Raw genomic sequence first — 15,066 nt, 5'->3', positions numbered from 1 at the left:
TGCAAAAACCGTCCCGGAAGGCTTGAAAACGGCGTTTTCGCACCTATTTGCACTGCTAGCGAGCGGGGGACAGGTCGTTGCACGTCGCGCATTAGCAACATGACAATGCGCCGGACGCGAGCGACACGCCCCCGCCTGGTTTTTTGGCTTCCGTTTTTATATTTCTAACGACTTTCAGCGACATGGAAAACACGCAAGAGAACCCGACAGGCCAGAATCCGGCGTCCGCCGACCCGGCGAAGCTGGACGAAGCCGCAGACGCCGCCTTGCAGCAAGATGCTGCCGCTGCGCAAGGCTCGGCCGGTGAGGCCGAAGCCGCGCTGGCCGAAGCCCAGGCAAAGATCGTCGAGCTCCAGGAAAGCTTCCTGCGGGCCAAAGCCGAGACGGAAAACGTGCGGCGCCGCGCGCAGGAAGACGTCACGAAGGCGCACAAATTCGCGATCGAGAGTTTCGCCGAACACCTGCTGCCGGTGGTCGACAGCCTCGAAGCGGCGCTCACGCATTCGTCGGATGACCTCGTGAAGGTGCGCGAGGGCGTCGAACTGACGCTGCGCCAGCTCACCGGCGCGCTCGAGAAAGGCCGTGTCGTGCCGTTGAACCCGGTCGGCGAGAAGTTCGACCCGCACCGTCACCAGGCCATTTCGATGGTGCCGGCCGAGCAGGAGCCGAACACTGTCGTCGCCGTGCTGCAAAAGGGTTATGTGATTGCGGACCGCGTCCTGCGGCCGGCGCTCGTCACCGTTGCCCAGCCGCAGCCGAAGTAACCGGTTGGCATCGGCCGGCGATTGAAAATATTTAAAGACCGTATCGCGTAAAAGGTCTTGAAAACGATGCGGATGCACTCACCTTGGGTGCAGGTATGAATCTGGAGGCGGAATCGGCCGTAAAGCCAGCAGGCACAAGGCGTTCCGCAGCGATCGAAATACAGGAGATTGGTAAAAATGGGCAAAATTATCGGCATCGACCTCGGCACTACGAACTCGTGCGTGGCGGTGATGGAAGGCAATCAGGTCAAGGTGATTGAAAACTCGGAAGGCGCCCGTACGACGCCGTCGATCATCGCCTACATGGACGACAACGAAGTGCTGGTCGGCGCACCGGCTAAACGCCAGTCCGTCACGAACCCGCGCAACACGCTGTTTGCCGTGAAGCGCCTGATCGGTCGTCGCTTCGAAGAAAAGGAAGTGCAGAAGGACATCGGCCTGATGCCGTACAAGATCGTCAAGGCAGAGAACGGCGACGCGTGGGTCGAAGCCCATGACCAGAAGCTCGCCCCGCCGCAGATTTCGGCGGAAGTGCTGCGCAAGATGAAGAAGACCGCTGAAGACTACCTCGGCGAGCCGGTCACCGAAGCCGTGATCACGGTTCCCGCGTACTTCAACGACAGCCAGCGCCAGGCCACGAAGGACGCCGGCCGCATCGCCGGTCTGGAAGTGAAGCGGATCATCAACGAGCCGACCGCAGCCGCGCTCGCGTTCGGTCTCGACAAGGCCGAAAAGGGCGATCGCAAGATCGCCGTGTTCGACCTGGGCGGCGGCACGTTCGACATCTCGATCATCGAGATCGCCGACGTTGACGGCGAAATGCAGTTCGAAGTGCTGTCGACGAACGGCGATACGTTCCTCGGCGGTGAAGACTTCGACCAGCGCATCATCGATTACATCATCAGCGAGTTCAAGAAAGAGCAGGGCGTCGATCTGTCGAAGGACGTGCTCGCGCTGCAACGCCTGAAGGAAGCCGCTGAAAAGGCCAAGATCGAACTGTCGTCGGGCCAGCAAACCGAAATCAATCTGCCGTACATCACGGCCGACGCGTCGGGTCCGAAGCATTTGAACCTGAAGATCACCCGTGCGAAGCTCGAAGCGCTGGTCGAAGACCTGATCGAACGCACGATCGAACCGTGCCGTGTCGCGATCAAGGACGCCGGCGTGAAGGTGAGCGACATCGACGACGTGATCGTCGTTGGCGGCCAGACGCGTATGCCGAAGGTGCTGGACAAGGTGAAGGAAGTCTTCGGCAAGGACGCGCGCCGTGACGTGAACCCGGACGAAGCCGTTGCCGTTGGCGCTGCGATTCAAGGCCAGGTGCTGTCGGGTGATCGTAAGGACGTGTTGCTGCTCGACGTGACTCCGCTGTCGCTCGGCATCGAAACGCTCGGCGGCGTGATGACGAAGATGATCAACAAGAACACGACGATCCCGACGAAGCACGCACAGGTGTACTCGACGGCCGACGACAACCAGGGCGCCGTGACGATCAAGGTGTTCCAGGGCGAACGCGAAATGGCAGCCGGCAACAAGCTGCTCGGCGAGTTCAACCTCGAAGGTATTCCGCCGTCGCCGCGTGGCGTGCCGCAGATCGAAGTGAGCTTCGACATCGACGCGAACGGCATCCTGCACGTCGGCGCGAAGGACAAGGCGACCGGCAAGGAAAACCGCATCGTCATCAAGGCGAACTCGGGTCTGTCGGAAGCCGAGATCGAGAAGATGGTGAAGGACGCCGAAGCGAACGCCGAAGAAGATCACAAGCTGCGCGAACTGGCCGATGCCCGCAACCAGGGCGACGCGCTGGTCCACAGCACGAAGAAGGCGCTCACCGAATACGGCGACAAGCTCGAAGCCGGCGAGAAGGACAAGATCGAAGCCGCGTTGAAGGACCTCGAAGAAACGCTGAAGAGCGGTGCGAGCGACAAGGCTGCGATCGACGCGAAGATCGAAGTCGTGGCAACGGCATCGCAGAAACTCGGCGAAAAGATGTACGCCGACATGCAGGCCGCCCAGGGTGCCGCAGGCGCGGCAGCGGGTGCGGCAGGTGCGGGTGCGTCGGCAGGTGGTGCCGGTCAGCCGGAAGACGACGTCGTCGATGCCGAGTTCAAGGAAGTGAAGAAGGACTAAGCCGGGTTGTCTCTAACCGTAACGCCGGGCGCAGCCATGCTGCGCCCGGCCGGCTACAAAACGGTCTGCGCCCATCCGGCGCATGAACGGTGACTACGCCTGGCGAGCCTTCCGGCTCCCCGGGCACATTTGTTTTATGGAGGACGCTGTGCATGCCGTGCAAACGGCGCGGTGCGCAGCGCCTGGAACGAGTCGAGAGACTCCAGCATTCAACAGGAGCCGCTGCGCTGCACCGCGCGGTTGGCGCTGAAACGATATGGCGAAACGGGATTACTACGAGGTTCTGGGCGTCGCGAAGAACGCGAGCGACGACGAAATCAAGAAGGCTTATCGCAAGCTGGCGATGAAGCATCACCCCGACCGCAATCCGGACAGCAAGGATTCGGAAGAGCGTTTCAAAGAGGTGAAGGAAGCCTATGAAATGCTGTCGGACACGCAGAAGCGCGCGGCCTACGACCAGTACGGCCATGCCGGCGTCGATCCGAACATGGGCGGTGCAGGTGCGCAGGGGTTCGGCGGGTTTGCCGATGCATTCGGCGATATCTTTGGCGATATCTTCGGCCAGGCCGCGGGCGGTGGTGCACGCGGCGGTCGCAGCGCCGGCCCGCAGGTGTATCGCGGCGCCGATCTGCGCTACAGCATGGAAATAACACTCGAGCAGGCGGCTCATGGCTACGACACGCAGATTCGCGTGCCGAGCTGGGTGTCGTGCGAGATCTGTCACGGCTCGGGTGCGAAACCCGGTACCAAGCCCGAAACCTGCCCGACCTGTAACGGCTCCGGCGCGGTGCGCATGTCGCAGGGCTTCTTCAGCATCCAGCAGACCTGCCCGAAGTGCCACGGCACCGGCACTTATATTCCCGAGCCTTGCACGCATTGCCACGGCGCAGGCAAGACCAAGGAAACCAAGACGCTGGAAGTGAAGATTCCGGCGGGTATCGACGATGGCATGCGCATCCGTTCCGCGGGCAACGGCGAGCCGGGTATCAACGGTGGCCCGTCGGGCGACCTGTATGTCGAGATCCACATCAAGCAGCACTCGGTGTTCGAGCGCGACGGCGACGATCTGCATTGCCAGATGCCGATTCCGTTCACGACCGCGGCGCTTGGTGGCGAGATCGAAGTGCCGACGCTGGCGGGCCGCGCAACCTTTACGGTGGCCGAGGGTACCCAGTCGGGCAAGACGTTCCGTCTGCGTGCAAAGGGCATCAAGGGGCTGCGCTCGAGCATCGCCGGCGATCTCTACGTGCACGTGCAGGTCGAAACGCCGGTCAAGCTCACCGACCAGCAACGCGAACTGCTGCAGCAGTTCGAGAAGTCACTGGTCGAAGGCGGCGCGCGTCATAGCCCGCAGAGCAAGAGCTGGTTCGATCGGGTGAAGAGCTTCTTCGATTGATGTGCTGTGGTTGATGGCGGTTTGATGCCGGTGGTCGAGATGGCGGCTGAAGAACGTGATGCGGTATTCGCGTTGCTCGACGATAGCGAGGCGACGGCGCTTTGTCCGTCGACCCGTTTGTACACCGGGTTTGTGCGCGAGCGTGTGTGTACCGATGCCGCGCAACTCGATGCGGTTGTGGCCGATGTCGTAGCGGATCAGCGGGCGGGCTTGCATGTGGTCGTGCTCGCGGACTATGAGTTTGGCCACGGCCTGGCCGGTATCCATACCGACACTGGTAGTGCGCAGTTTCAAGCAACGCAGCGGGGCGACGCCCCGCTGCGTTTTTTATTGTTCGAACGATGCGCCAGGCTGTCGCGCGAAGCCGCCGATGCATGGCTCGCGCAGCGTGACGGCGGCGCAACGCAGCCGTCGGTGGCTGGCACGGCGAACCTGCGGGCGAGCGTCGATAACGAGCAGTTCGCCGCTGCGATCGAAGCGATCCACGCGGCGCTGCGTGACGGCGATTCGTATCAGGTCAACTACACCTACCGGCTCGCATTCGATGTGTTCGGTGCGCCGCTTGCGCTCTACCGGCGTCTGCGCGACCGTCAGCCGGTGCCGTTTGGCGCGCTGATTGCGTTGCCGGATGGCCGTTGGGTACTATCGTGTTCGCCGGAGTTGTTCGTCGGCAAGACGGGAACGACGTTGCTCGCGCGTCCGATGAAGGGCACCGCGCCGCGCGCCGCCGATCCGCTGCTCGACCAGCGCGCCGCCGACTTTCTAGCCAGTGATCCGAAGAACCGCGCCGAAAACGTGATGATCGTCGACCTGCTGCGCAACGATCTGTCGAGAGTGGCGCGCATCGGTTCGGTGCGGGTGCCGGCGCTGTTCTCGGTTGAGCCGTATGCGTCGGTGTGGCAGATGACGTCGACGGTGACGGCTGCATTGCGTTCACGCACGTCGTTCGCCGACGTGCTGCGCGCGCTGTTTCCTTGCGGATCGATCACCGGTGCGCCGAAACACCGTACGATGCAGCTTATCGACACGCTCGAAACGACGCCGCGTGGGTTGTACACAGGTGCGATCGGCTGGCTCGATGCACCTGTGCCTGATTCAGTCGAACAAGAGCTTTGCGGCGATTTCTGCCTGTCGGTTGCGATCCGCACCTTGACGCTCGAGGCCGCGGGCCACACTGGCAAGCACCGTGGAACCATGGGCGTCGGTGCGGGCATTGTGCTCGACAGTGTCGCCGCCGACGAATACGAGGAGTGTCAGTTGAAAGCCCGTTTCCTGACGGAAGCCGATCCCGGCTTCGAGCTGTTCGAGACGATGTACGCGACGCACGAGGACGGTATTCGCCACCTCGAACGCCATCTCGCGCGCGTGTCCGCGAGTGCGCGCTACTTCGATTTTCCCTTTGACGTCGCCGCAGTGCGTGCGCAACTTGAGGCGCAGCGCGCTGCGTTGCCGCCGGCTGTCGAGCACCGCGTGCGGCTCGCGGTTGGCAAGAGCGGGGACGCGCAGATCGTCGTTGCGCCACTCGCGGTGTTGCCCGCCGGCGAGGTCGGTGTGCTGCTCGCGCCCGAGCGCGGATTCGCCGCGACGCAGGCCGACGACCCATTGCTGCGTCACAAAACGACGCGTCGCGCGGACTACGATCGCGGCTGGCGCGAAGCCGAAGCGCACCACGCATTCGACACGCTGTTCTTCAACGAGCGCGACGAGTTGACCGAAGGTGGCCGTACGAATGTATTCGTGAAGCTCGATGGGGCGTGGTGGACGCCGCCGCTGGATTCGGGTGTGTTGCCGGGCGTGATGCGCGCAGTGTTACTCGAAGACTCGACGCTTCGCGCGGCGGAGCGCGTGCTCACACGCGCAGACCTGCTGCGTGCCGACGCGCTGATACTCAGTAATGCATTGCGTGGTGCGTTACCGGCGCGCATTGTCAGCGCACCGGCAACGACTTAAAGGAAACGGGCGGACCTGGTTCACCTCGACGTGCTAATGCCCGGCAACGCATTGTGCGGCTCACTGTCCGTCGGTGTGACGAGTGCGTAACCGGCGGCGCCCTGCCGCAAACGCAGCAGACACCACTGCTCAAAACGTATGTTCCGGGCCCGGAAACGACCGATCCTTCACCGCCCGCACATACGCATCGACGGCAGCGAAGATGCCCGGTTGCCCCTGCGTGAAGTCCTTCACGAAGCGTGGCCGCTTGCCGGGGAAAATCCCCAGCATGTCGTGCAGCACGAGCACCTGACCGGAGCAGTCGACACCAGCGCCGATGCCAATAGTCGGAATGCGCAACTGCTGTGTGACTTCGGCGGCAAGCAGCGTTGGGATCGCTTCGATCACGACCAGTTGCGCGCCCGCATCCTGCAACGCCCGTGAATCACGTAGCAACTGGCTCGCACCCGCCTCGGTCTTGCCCTGCACCTTGAAGCCGCCAAAAGCATGCACGGATTGCGGCGTGAGCCCGACATGCGCACAGACCGGCACAGCGCGTTCGATCAGAAACCGCACCGTCTCCGCAAGCCACTCCCCGCCCTCGAGCTTCACCATCTGCGCACCGGCGCGCATCACCTGCGTCGCGCTAGCGAACGCATCGGCAGGCGTGCCGTAGGTACCGAACGGCAGATCCGCAACGACGAGCGCCGCTGGCCGCGCACGCGCGACACACGCGGTGTGGTACACGATGTCGTCGAGCAAAACCGGCAGCGTCGTCGCATGTCCCTGCAGCACGTTGCCGAGCGAATCGCCGATCAGCAGCACGTCGACGCCCGCGCGGTCGAGCAGCGCGGCAAAGCTCGCGTCATAGCACGTGAGCATGGCGATTTTTTCGCCGGCGTCGCGCATCGCCTGAAGCTTCGGGACCGTGATCGCGTTCCGGGCCGCTTCCTGCAGATAGGTCATGAATAATCCAGTGGAGGTGCGTTGAAAAGTCGTCGTGCGAAGCAGCGGTGTTGATAGCGATGTCGCGCTTATAGCGACGTGCCCTTCACGAAGAACTCCTTGCGTCCGCGCATCGTCTCGATACGTTCGACCAGCAGCGCGAGGTCCGCATCGGAGTCGAGCGGGTTCAGATGTTCTGCGTTGACCGTCAGCACCGGCGTGCGGTCGTAGTGGTAGAAGAAGTCGTTGTACGCGTCGCATAGCGCGCGCAGATAGGCATCCGGAATCTGCAGCTCCATCGGTACGGCGCGTTTCTGGATGCGCGCGAACAGCACCTCGGGGCTTGCCTGCAGATAGACGACCAGATCGGGTGAGGGCGCCGTACGGGCGCTTCCTTCGAGCGCGCCGCGCGCATTTCCTTCGCTTGCGGAAGAGTGCGCATCGATGCGCGTAGAGAGCGCGCGATACAGATTCCATTCGTCGTCGGGCAAGGTCAGCCGCGCGAAGATGTCGTTCTTCTGCGTCATGAAGTCGGCCACCAGCGCGACGCCGCTTGCGTGCGCAGCGGCGATTTCCTGCGCCTGCTGGGCGCGCTGCAACGCGAAATGCAACTGCGTCGGCAACGCATAGCGCGCGGTGTCGCGATAGAAGCGCTCGAGGAACGGGTTGTCCTGCGGCCGTTCGAACAGCGTGCGCATCGACCAGCGTTCGGCGAGTCGCCGCGTCAACGAGGTCTTGCCGACGCCGATTGGACCTTCGATCGCCAGATAGCGGAACGGCGGACGCAGAACGGGGGCGGTGACGGTCAGCGGTGTGCTCATCGGCGGTTTATCCGGCGAGTGATGGAAGAAGGGGAAGACGGACTCACAGGCGCTCGCCCTTGTCGGCGCTCGCGCCAAGCATCGGGCACTGACACGGGTTCTTCATCTTTTCGATGCGTTGATCGGCCACCGCGGCGAGGAACGTGTCCGCGCGGCCGTGCTGCGGGATGATCAGATGCGGGGCGATTTCAATGAGCGGCACCAGTGCAAACGCGCGTTCGACGAGCCGCGGATGCGGCACGATCAGATCGGGTTCTTCGATGGATTGCTCGCCGTACAGCAGGATGTCGAGATCGAGCGTGCGCGGCGCGTTGCGAAACGGGCGCTCGCGGCCGAAGTGATGCTCGATCTTGTGGCACAGCGCGAGCAGATGCCGCACGGGGAGCGTCGTGTCGAGCTGCACGACACAGTTGAAGTAATCGTCGCCGCCCGCGTCGATCGGGGCGGTGCGATAGAGGCTCGACTTCGCGAGCACGGCAATGGTGTGCTGCTGTGCAAGGCACACCACTGCGTCTTTCAGGGTCTGGCGCGCGTCCCCGAGATTCGCGCCGAGGCCGAGATAAGCAACCGTCATGGCATAACTTCCTACGACTTTCGTTCGACGGCGAGTGCCGGTGCCGCCTCAATCCTCGTGAGCGCCGCCGCCGGGGCTCACGTCGTTTGCTGCGCGACTACCTGCTGTCGTACCGCCCTCCATTCCGCCACCCTCATTGCGGTTTCTGGCGCCACCGCGCCGCCGTCGTTTTTTGGGTGCCCGGTCCTTCCCGCCCTGCGTGAGCAATGCCTCGCGCGCGGCGATGTCTCCTTCGATGAACTCCGTCCACCACGCCCCCACTGACTCGTCGAGTTCGCCGGATTCGCAGCGCAACAGGAGGAAATCATACCCCGCTCTAAATCTTTGGTGTTCCAGCAGCTTGATGGCGCCGCGACCCGAGCGTTTTTCGAGGCGCAACTGCAGGCCCCAGATCTCGCGCATATCGGACGAGAAGCGCTTATGAATCGCGAGTTTTTCGGTCTGCATGTCGAGCACGTCGTCCATCGCGCGGTGCAGCGCGGGCACCGGATACTCGCCGTTCGCCTCGTATTGCTGCCAGCGCTGCTGCATGTCGTGCCACAGCAGCGTCGCGAACAGAAAGCCGGGCGAGACCGGTTTGCCGGCGCGTACGCGGTCGTCGGTGTTGGTGAGCGCGAGCGTGATGAATTTCTCGCCCTGCGGCTGTTCGAGCACGACGTCGAGCAGTGGCAGCAGGCCGTGATGCAAGCCCTCCTGGCGCAGCCGCTGCAGGCACGCGAACGCGTGGCCCGAGAGCAGCAGCTTGAGCATTTCGTCGAACAGGCGCGCGGCCGGCACGTTGTTGATCAGGTCGGCGAGCGCCTTGATCGGTGCGCGTGTCGAATCTTCGATCTCGAAGCCGAGCTTCGCCGCAAAGCGCACGACGCGCAGCATCCGCACCGGGTCTTCGCGGTAACGCGTGGCCGGGTCGCCGATCATTCGCAGCAGGCGCGCGCGCATGTCGGCCATGCCGTTGTGATAGTCGAGCACCGTCTGCGTGGCGGGGTCGTAGTACATCGCGTTGATCGTGAAGTCGCGCCGCGTCGCGTCTTCGTGTTGCTCGCCCCACACGTTGTCGCGCAGCACGCGGCCGCTGGCGTCGACGGCATGGGTGCGGCGATCGAGTTCGTCGCGGCGCAGGCGTTTCTGCGGCGGAGCGTCGGCCGCCGGCGGGTCGACCAGTGCGCGGAACGTCGAGGTCTCGATGATTTCCTGGCCGAACTGCACGTGCACGATCTGAAAACGCCGGCCGATGATGCGCGCGCGGCGGAACAGCTTCTGCACTTCGTCGGGTGTCGCATCGGTGGCGACGTCGAAGTCTTTCGGCGCGATGCCGAGCAGCAGGTCGCGCACTGCACCGCCGACGATAAACGCCCGGAACCCGGCCTGTTGCAGACCGTCGGTGACGCGGATCGCGTTCTTCGAGATCAGCGAGGGATCGATGCCGTGAATCTCGGACGGAATAATGACGGGCACGTCCGGGTCGCGCTTCGCCGGCGCGGCTTTACCCGCTGGCTTGCGACGCGTTTTCGTGGGCGCCGTGGACGTCTCGGCGGCTTCCGCCGGGGATGCGTCGGCGGGCGTCGTGTCCTGTCCGAACAGCTTGCGAATGAGTTTCTTGATCACGTGGATTGAAAGAGTTCCAGGATGCGCCAGCCGTGCGCCTGCGCGTGGGCGCGCAGCGTATCGTCAGGGTTGGTCGCGATGGGGTCGGTCACCCGTTCGAGCAGTGGGATGTCGTTATGCGAATCGCTGTAAAAGTAGCTGCGTCCAAAATCGGACCATGTCTTGCCAAGCGATGCGAGCCATGCCTCGGTGCGCAGGATCTTGCCTTCCTTGTAGCTCGGCGTGCCCGTGGGGCGGCCGGTGTAGGCCGAGTGCGGATCGCCGTCGACGGTTTCGACTTCGCAGGCGATCAGGTTGTCGACGCCGAATACTTCGGCGATCGGCGCGGTGATGAATTCGTTGGTCGCGGTGACCACGCAGCACAAATCGCCGGCGTCGCGGTGCTGGCGCACGAGTTCCATGGCGGCCGGCACGATGGCCGGGCGGATCACTTCGTGCATGTACTGATCGTGCCATTCCTTCAGTTGCGCGCGCGAATAGCCGGCCAGCGGCGTCAGCATGGCAACCAGGTAGGCATGGATATCGAGCTTGCCGGCCTTGTAGTCGGCATAGAAGCGGTCGTTTTCACGCGCGAAGCTCGCACCGTCGACGATGCCGAGCTTGACCATGAAGCGGCCCCATTCGTGGTCGCTGTCGGTGGGGATGAGCGTGTGATCGAGGTCGAAGAGTGCGAGATTAGCCATGGGGGCACATTTTACTTGAAGCGGCTACCGGCAGCGGGCGAGGCTGCCGCGCGCAGGTCTTCGGCGCCGGAGGGCTCCCCCAAGGGGATTTCCTTCGGGGCATCCCACAAGGGGACTTCCTTCGGGGCGGACGCGAGCATCGTGCGCAGCAACGGCAGCGTGACCGCGCGTTTCTGCTCGAGTGAGAAGCGGTCGAGCGCGTCGAGCAGCGTCATCAGGCTCGGCATGTCGCGGCGGAAATGGGTGAGCAGGTAGGCGGGCACGTCGTCGGCGAGCGCGATGCCGCGTTCGCGCGCCGCGTGTTTCAGCACTGCCGCCTTGCCTTCGTCGGGCAGCGGCGCGAGATGGAACACGAGCCCCCAGCCAAGCCGCGTGCGCAGGTCTTCGCGCACAGTAAGGCCGATCGGCGCGGCGTTGCCCGCGGCGACGAGTGCACTGGAAGGCTGCGCGCGCACTTCGTTGAACAGGTTGAAGAGCGCGATCTGCTGCGCCGCCGACAACCCGTCGCAATCGTCGACCGCATACAGCGCGACCCGCGGATCGAAGGTGAATGCCGCGAGACCGCTCTGCGGACTGACGAAGCGCGCATGCCCCGGCGCCGCTTCGTGGATGAACGCCTGCAGCAGGTGCGTGCGGCCGCTGCCCGCTTCGCCCCACACATAGAACGTGCGGTCCGCGACCGGGCCGGCCGCGAGCGCGCCGTCCAGTTCGCGCAGGCGCGTCACCAGCTCGGCGTTGGCACCGGCGAAGAAGTTGTCGAATGTCGATGGCGGCGGAGTGCCGAGATCGAGCGTCAGCTGTCGAAGCACGATAGGTCGGGTGCGTAGGGGTGGACTGAAAATGAAAACAATCAGTTGTTCTTGTAGAGCGTGCTCGACAGGTAGCTCAGCCGCAGCTCGCGCACCGCGACCGACAGGATCGCACTGACGGGCAGCGCGAGCAGCACGCCGAAAAAGCCAAACAGTTGACCGAATGCGAGCAGGGCGAAGATCACGGCGAGCGGGTGCAGACCGATCCGTTCGCCGACAAGGCGCGGCGTCAGGAAGAAGCCTTCGAGCACCTGGCCGATACCGTAGATCACCGCGACCGCGCCGAAGCCGTACCAGTTGCCGAATTGCAGCAGCGCGGCGAGCAGCGCAAGGACGAGACCGGTGGCATATCCGATGTACGGAATGAACACGGCGATGCCGGTGAAGATGCCGACGGGCAGCGCGATCTCGAAGCCGGCGATCCACAGCGCGAGCGCGTAGAACACGGCCAGCACGGCCATCACGAGCAACTGGCCGCGCAGGTATTGCGACAGCATCTGATCCATGTCGTGGGCGAGTTGCAGCGTCTTGTCGAGCCAGCGACGCGGCACGAAATTCTGGGCGCGCCGCAGCATGTCGTTCCAGTCGTACAGCAGATAGAACAGCACGAGCGGCACCATCACGACATTGCCGATCACGGTGATCATCACGTTGCCGCTGGTGCGTACCGAGGTCCACGCATACAGGGCGACGGTCTTCGCGCTGCCTTCGAGCTGACCCATCACGAGATCGCGGATGCTCGCGAAATCGAGCGAATCGGCCAGACCGAGCACCGCGAGTTTCGGCTGCACCCAGTCGTGCAGGTGGGTGAAAAAGCCAGGCACCTGCTGGCGCAATTGCGGCCCTTCCTTCTGCACGACAGCGAGGATCAGCAGGACGAGGAGGGTGATCAGCAGCGCGAACAGCAGCATCATCAGCAGGGCCGCGAGACCGCGCGGCACCCGCCGCCGCACGAGCCACGCGACGCCCGGCTGCAGGATGTACGCGAGGATCGCGCCGAGCAGGAACGGGGTCAGCACCGGGCTCAGCAGCCATAGCAGGATGCCGGTGCCGAGCGCGATGGCGAGCCAGATGAAGACGTGGCGCTGGTACTGGGTCAGAAGCGGAGAGTTTTGCTGCAAGGCGTATTTCCCTGGTGATTGGGCAACTGAGTGGGCAACTGCGTAGGCAACTGTAAGGGCGATTGCCGGACTAACCCGCAGTCAAATTCCAGCCGACCGGTCCGCATCGGGTAAAATCGCATTTTACCGACCTTCTCGCGCTTCCCCATGAATCAACCGAAATCCGCCTCTGACGCCCAAGGTTTGTCGTATCGCGACGCCGGCGTAGACATCGACGCGGGCGACGCCCTTGTCGACGCCATCAAGCCCTTTGCCAAAAAGACGATGCGCGACGGCGTGCTGGGCGGTATCGGCGGCTTCGGAGCGCTTTTCGAGGTGCCGAAGAAGTATCGCGAGCCGGTGCTCGTGTCCGGTACCGACGGCGTCGGCACGAAGCTGAAACTCGCGTTTCACCTGAACCGCCACGACACGGTCGGCGAGGATCTCGTCGCGATGAGCGTCAACGACATCCTCGTGCAGGGCGCCGAGCCGCTCTTCTTCCTCGACTACTTCGCCTGCGGCAAGCTCGACGTTGGTACGGCGGCGACGGTCGTCAAGGGGATTGCGCAAGGCTGCGAGTATGCGGGTTGCGCGTTGATCGGCGGCGAAACGGCCGAAATGCCGGGCATGTACCCGGATGGCGAATACGACCTGGCGGGCTTCGCGGTCGGTGCGGTCGAGAAGAGCAAGATCATCGACGGCAGCACGATCACTCCCGGCGACGTCGTGCTGGGGCTCGCGTCGAGTGGTATTCATTCGAACGGTTTTTCGCTGGTGCGCAAGATCATCGAGCGTGCGCAGCCGGATCTCGACGCTGACTTCGACGGCCGGACGCTGGCTGATGCGCTGATGGCGCCTACGCGCATCTACGTGAAGCCGCTGCTCGCGCTGATGCAGCAGATCGCGGTGAAGGGTATGGCGCACATCACCGGCGGCGGTCTCGTCGAAAATATTCCGCGCGTGTTGAGGACCGGCCTCACCGCCGAGCTCGACCATCGCGCATGGCCGCTGCCGCCGCTGTTCTCGTGGCTGCAGAAGCACGGCGGTGTGGCGGATGCTGAGATGCATCGCGTGTTTAACTGCGGGATCGGGATGGCGGTGGTTGTATCTGCTGCCGATGCCGAAACGGCCATCGGGCTGCTGTCCGCTGCCGGCGAACAGGTCTGGAAGATCGGTACCGTGCGCGAGAGCCGTGAAGGTGAAGCGCAGACTGTAGTCGTTTAAAGCACTTTGGAAGTTTGCCGGCAGCGTTTCATGCGCTGCCGGTCGTTGTTTCCGGCAGCACACACTCCCACGCAAAACCTGAAGCGTCAGCCGACCGCCTGTTCCAGCGCAGTCAACGCACGTTCGACAGCATCGTCGGCACAACAATCGACGACGATACGCTCCGGCATCGAACGCAGCCACGTCAGTTGCCGCTTGCAGAGCTGCCGCGTAGCGAAGACACCCTTGTCGCGCATCGTCGCGTAATCGACGGCGCCGTCCAGATACTCCCACGCCTGCCGGTAGCCGACGCAACGCATCGATGGCAGCCCCGCATGCAGATCGCCGCGGGCGCGCAGCCGTTTCACCTCATCGATAAAACCGTTCGCGAGCATCGCATCGAAGCGTCGCGCGATGCGTTCGTGCAGCACGCCGCGATCCGACGGCTCCAGCGCGACCGGCACGAAGCGCCAGTGCGTCGCTGCCGATGCCGCTGTGTCTTCACGCGACGGCGCGGCCAGCAGCGCCGACATCGGCTGGCCGGCCAGCAGGAAGACTTCGAGGGCACGCTGGATGCGCTGCGAGTCGTTCGGCGCGAGTCGCGCGGCGGTCTCGGGATCGATTGTGGCGAGCCGCGCGTGCATGGCGGGCCAACCCTCGCGGGCTGCATCGGCATCGAGCGAGGCGCGCACCTCAGGGTTGGCGGCGGGCAGTTCGTTCAGTCCCTGCGTCAACGCGCGGTAGTACAGCATCGTGCCGCCCACCAGCAACGGCATGCGTCCGCGTGCCGCGATTTCGCCGCACAGGCGCAGCGTGTCGGTGCGGAAATCGGCGGCGGAGTAGGCATCGGCGGGATCGACGATGTCGATCAGATGGTGCGGCACGCGGGCACGTTCGTCGGCATCGGGCTTCGCGGTGCCGATATCCATCTCGCGATAGACGAGCGCCGAATCCACACTGACGATCTCGACTGGCCGCCGCGCCGCGAACGCGAGGGCAGCCGCGGTCTTGCCGGAGGCGGTCGGCCCGAGCAGGCACGCAACGGGAATGGGCGTGTGGGTGGAAGCGGGCTTCATCGCCAGCCGGCTCTTCGACGTAGCAAACAAC

The 15,066-nt window shown here is 63.9% G+C and carries 13 protein-coding genes; 5 read left to right on the top strand and 8 right to left on the bottom strand.

Going from position 1 to position 15,066, the window contains the following annotated elements; translation table 11 throughout:
- Positions 1-182: 182 nt before the first annotated feature.
- The 4 genes from grpE (at position 183) to pabB (ending at position 6,240) form a co-directional block, all read left to right on the top strand.
- Entirely contained in the window at positions 183-764 is a 582-nt protein-coding gene (grpE, locus tag M0D65_RS02580; protein WP_091010026.1) for a nucleotide exchange factor GrpE, read from the top strand.
- Positions 765-941: 177 nt separating this feature from the next.
- On the top strand, positions 942-2,894 hold the full coding sequence (gene dnaK, locus M0D65_RS02575) for a molecular chaperone DnaK (RefSeq protein ID WP_091010028.1): 1,953 nt from the start codon (positions 942-944) through the stop codon (positions 2,892-2,894).
- A 256-nt stretch (positions 2,895-3,150) separates the two neighbouring features.
- On the top strand, positions 3,151-4,290 hold the full coding sequence (gene dnaJ / locus M0D65_RS02570; protein WP_091010030.1) for a molecular chaperone DnaJ: 1,140 nt from the start codon (positions 3,151-3,153) through the stop codon (positions 4,288-4,290).
- A 39-nt stretch (positions 4,291-4,329) separates the two neighbouring features.
- Positions 4,330-6,240 carry an aminodeoxychorismate synthase component I gene (gene pabB / locus M0D65_RS02565; RefSeq protein ID WP_266250877.1) on the top strand — a complete coding sequence of 637 codons (1,911 nt, stop codon included), beginning with the start codon at positions 4,330-4,332 and terminating at the stop codon, positions 6,238-6,240.
- A 129-nt stretch (positions 6,241-6,369) separates the two neighbouring features.
- Here pabB and panB read toward each other — a convergent pair whose 3' ends face one another.
- The 7 genes from panB to M0D65_RS02530 all read right to left on the bottom strand — a co-directional run bounded on the left by panB (position 6,370) and on the right by M0D65_RS02530 (position 12,777).
- Positions 6,370-7,185 carry a 3-methyl-2-oxobutanoate hydroxymethyltransferase gene (gene panB, locus M0D65_RS02560; protein ID WP_266250875.1) on the bottom strand — a complete coding sequence of 272 codons (816 nt, stop codon included), beginning with the start codon at positions 7,183-7,185 and terminating at the stop codon, positions 6,370-6,372.
- Between the two features lie 68 nt (positions 7,186-7,253).
- Positions 7,254-7,985 (bottom strand): deoxynucleoside kinase, encoded by a 732-nt coding sequence (locus M0D65_RS02555; RefSeq protein WP_091010034.1) that lies wholly within the window; start codon positions 7,983-7,985, stop codon positions 7,254-7,256.
- Positions 7,986-8,028: 43 nt separating this feature from the next.
- Positions 8,029-8,559 (bottom strand): 2-amino-4-hydroxy-6-hydroxymethyldihydropteridine diphosphokinase, encoded by a 531-nt coding sequence (gene folK / locus M0D65_RS02550; protein ID WP_266250873.1) that lies wholly within the window; start codon positions 8,557-8,559, stop codon positions 8,029-8,031.
- Between the two features lie 48 nt (positions 8,560-8,607).
- Entirely contained in the window at positions 8,608-10,164 is a 1,557-nt protein-coding gene (gene pcnB, locus M0D65_RS02545; protein ID WP_266250872.1) for a polynucleotide adenylyltransferase PcnB, read from the bottom strand.
- Positions 10,161-10,847 (bottom strand): HAD family phosphatase, encoded by a 687-nt coding sequence (locus M0D65_RS02540; RefSeq protein WP_266250870.1) that lies wholly within the window; start codon positions 10,845-10,847, stop codon positions 10,161-10,163. The genes pcnB and M0D65_RS02540 overlap by 4 nt, the downstream gene beginning before the upstream one ends.
- 11 nt (positions 10,848-10,858) lie before the next feature.
- On the bottom strand, positions 10,859-11,656 hold the full coding sequence (hda, locus tag M0D65_RS02535; RefSeq protein WP_266250868.1) for a DnaA regulatory inactivator Hda: 798 nt from the start codon (positions 11,654-11,656) through the stop codon (positions 10,859-10,861).
- 41 nt (positions 11,657-11,697) lie between these two features.
- Positions 11,698-12,777 (bottom strand): AI-2E family transporter, encoded by a 1,080-nt coding sequence (locus M0D65_RS02530; protein WP_091010043.1) that lies wholly within the window; start codon positions 12,775-12,777, stop codon positions 11,698-11,700.
- A gap of 147 nt (positions 12,778-12,924) precedes the next feature.
- On the opposite strand from M0D65_RS02530, the gene purM reads away from it, so the two are divergent.
- Positions 12,925-13,980: a phosphoribosylformylglycinamidine cyclo-ligase gene (gene purM, locus M0D65_RS02525; protein ID WP_266250865.1), complete on the top strand. Its 1,056-nt coding sequence runs from the start codon at positions 12,925-12,927 to the stop codon at positions 13,978-13,980.
- An 86-nt stretch (positions 13,981-14,066) separates the two neighbouring features.
- Here the strand turns inward: purM and miaA are convergent, their stop codons facing one another.
- Positions 14,067-15,035: a tRNA (adenosine(37)-N6)-dimethylallyltransferase MiaA gene (miaA, locus tag M0D65_RS02520; protein WP_266250863.1), complete on the bottom strand. Its 969-nt coding sequence runs from the start codon at positions 15,033-15,035 to the stop codon at positions 14,067-14,069.
- Positions 15,036-15,066: the final 31 nt, after the last annotated feature.

It is taken from the genome of Paraburkholderia sp. CHISQ3, assembly GCF_030464945.1.
Taxonomy (GTDB): domain Bacteria; phylum Pseudomonadota; class Gammaproteobacteria; order Burkholderiales; family Burkholderiaceae; genus Paraburkholderia; species Paraburkholderia megapolitana.
This window is presented reverse-complemented; position numbering and strand designations above follow the sequence as displayed.

Bases quoted from the DNA above. Each gene is read 5' to 3' on its own strand.
- dnaJ (WP_091010030.1), top strand. From the start codon at position 3,151: ATGGCGAAACGGGATTACTACGAGGTTCTGGGCGTCGCGAAGAACGCG.
- miaA (WP_266250863.1), bottom strand. From the start codon at position 15,035: ATGAAGCCCGCTTCCACCCACACGCCCATTCCCGTTGCGTGCCTGCTC.
- panB (WP_266250875.1), bottom strand. From the start codon at position 7,185: ATGACCTATCTGCAGGAAGCGGCCCGGAACGCGATCACGGTCCCGAAG.
- folK (WP_266250873.1), bottom strand. From the start codon at position 8,559: ATGACGGTTGCTTATCTCGGCCTCGGCGCGAATCTCGGGGACGCGCGC.
- M0D65_RS02540 (WP_266250870.1), bottom strand. From the start codon at position 10,847: ATGGCTAATCTCGCACTCTTCGACCTCGATCACACGCTCATCCCCACC.
- M0D65_RS02555 (WP_091010034.1), bottom strand. From the start codon at position 7,985: ATGAGCACACCGCTGACCGTCACCGCCCCCGTTCTGCGTCCGCCGTTC.
- dnaK (WP_091010028.1), top strand. From the start codon at position 942: ATGGGCAAAATTATCGGCATCGACCTCGGCACTACGAACTCGTGCGTG.
- purM (WP_266250865.1), top strand. From the start codon at position 12,925: ATGAATCAACCGAAATCCGCCTCTGACGCCCAAGGTTTGTCGTATCGC.
- pabB (WP_266250877.1), top strand. From the start codon at position 4,330: ATGGCGGCTGAAGAACGTGATGCGGTATTCGCGTTGCTCGACGATAGC.
- grpE (WP_091010026.1), top strand. From the start codon at position 183: ATGGAAAACACGCAAGAGAACCCGACAGGCCAGAATCCGGCGTCCGCC.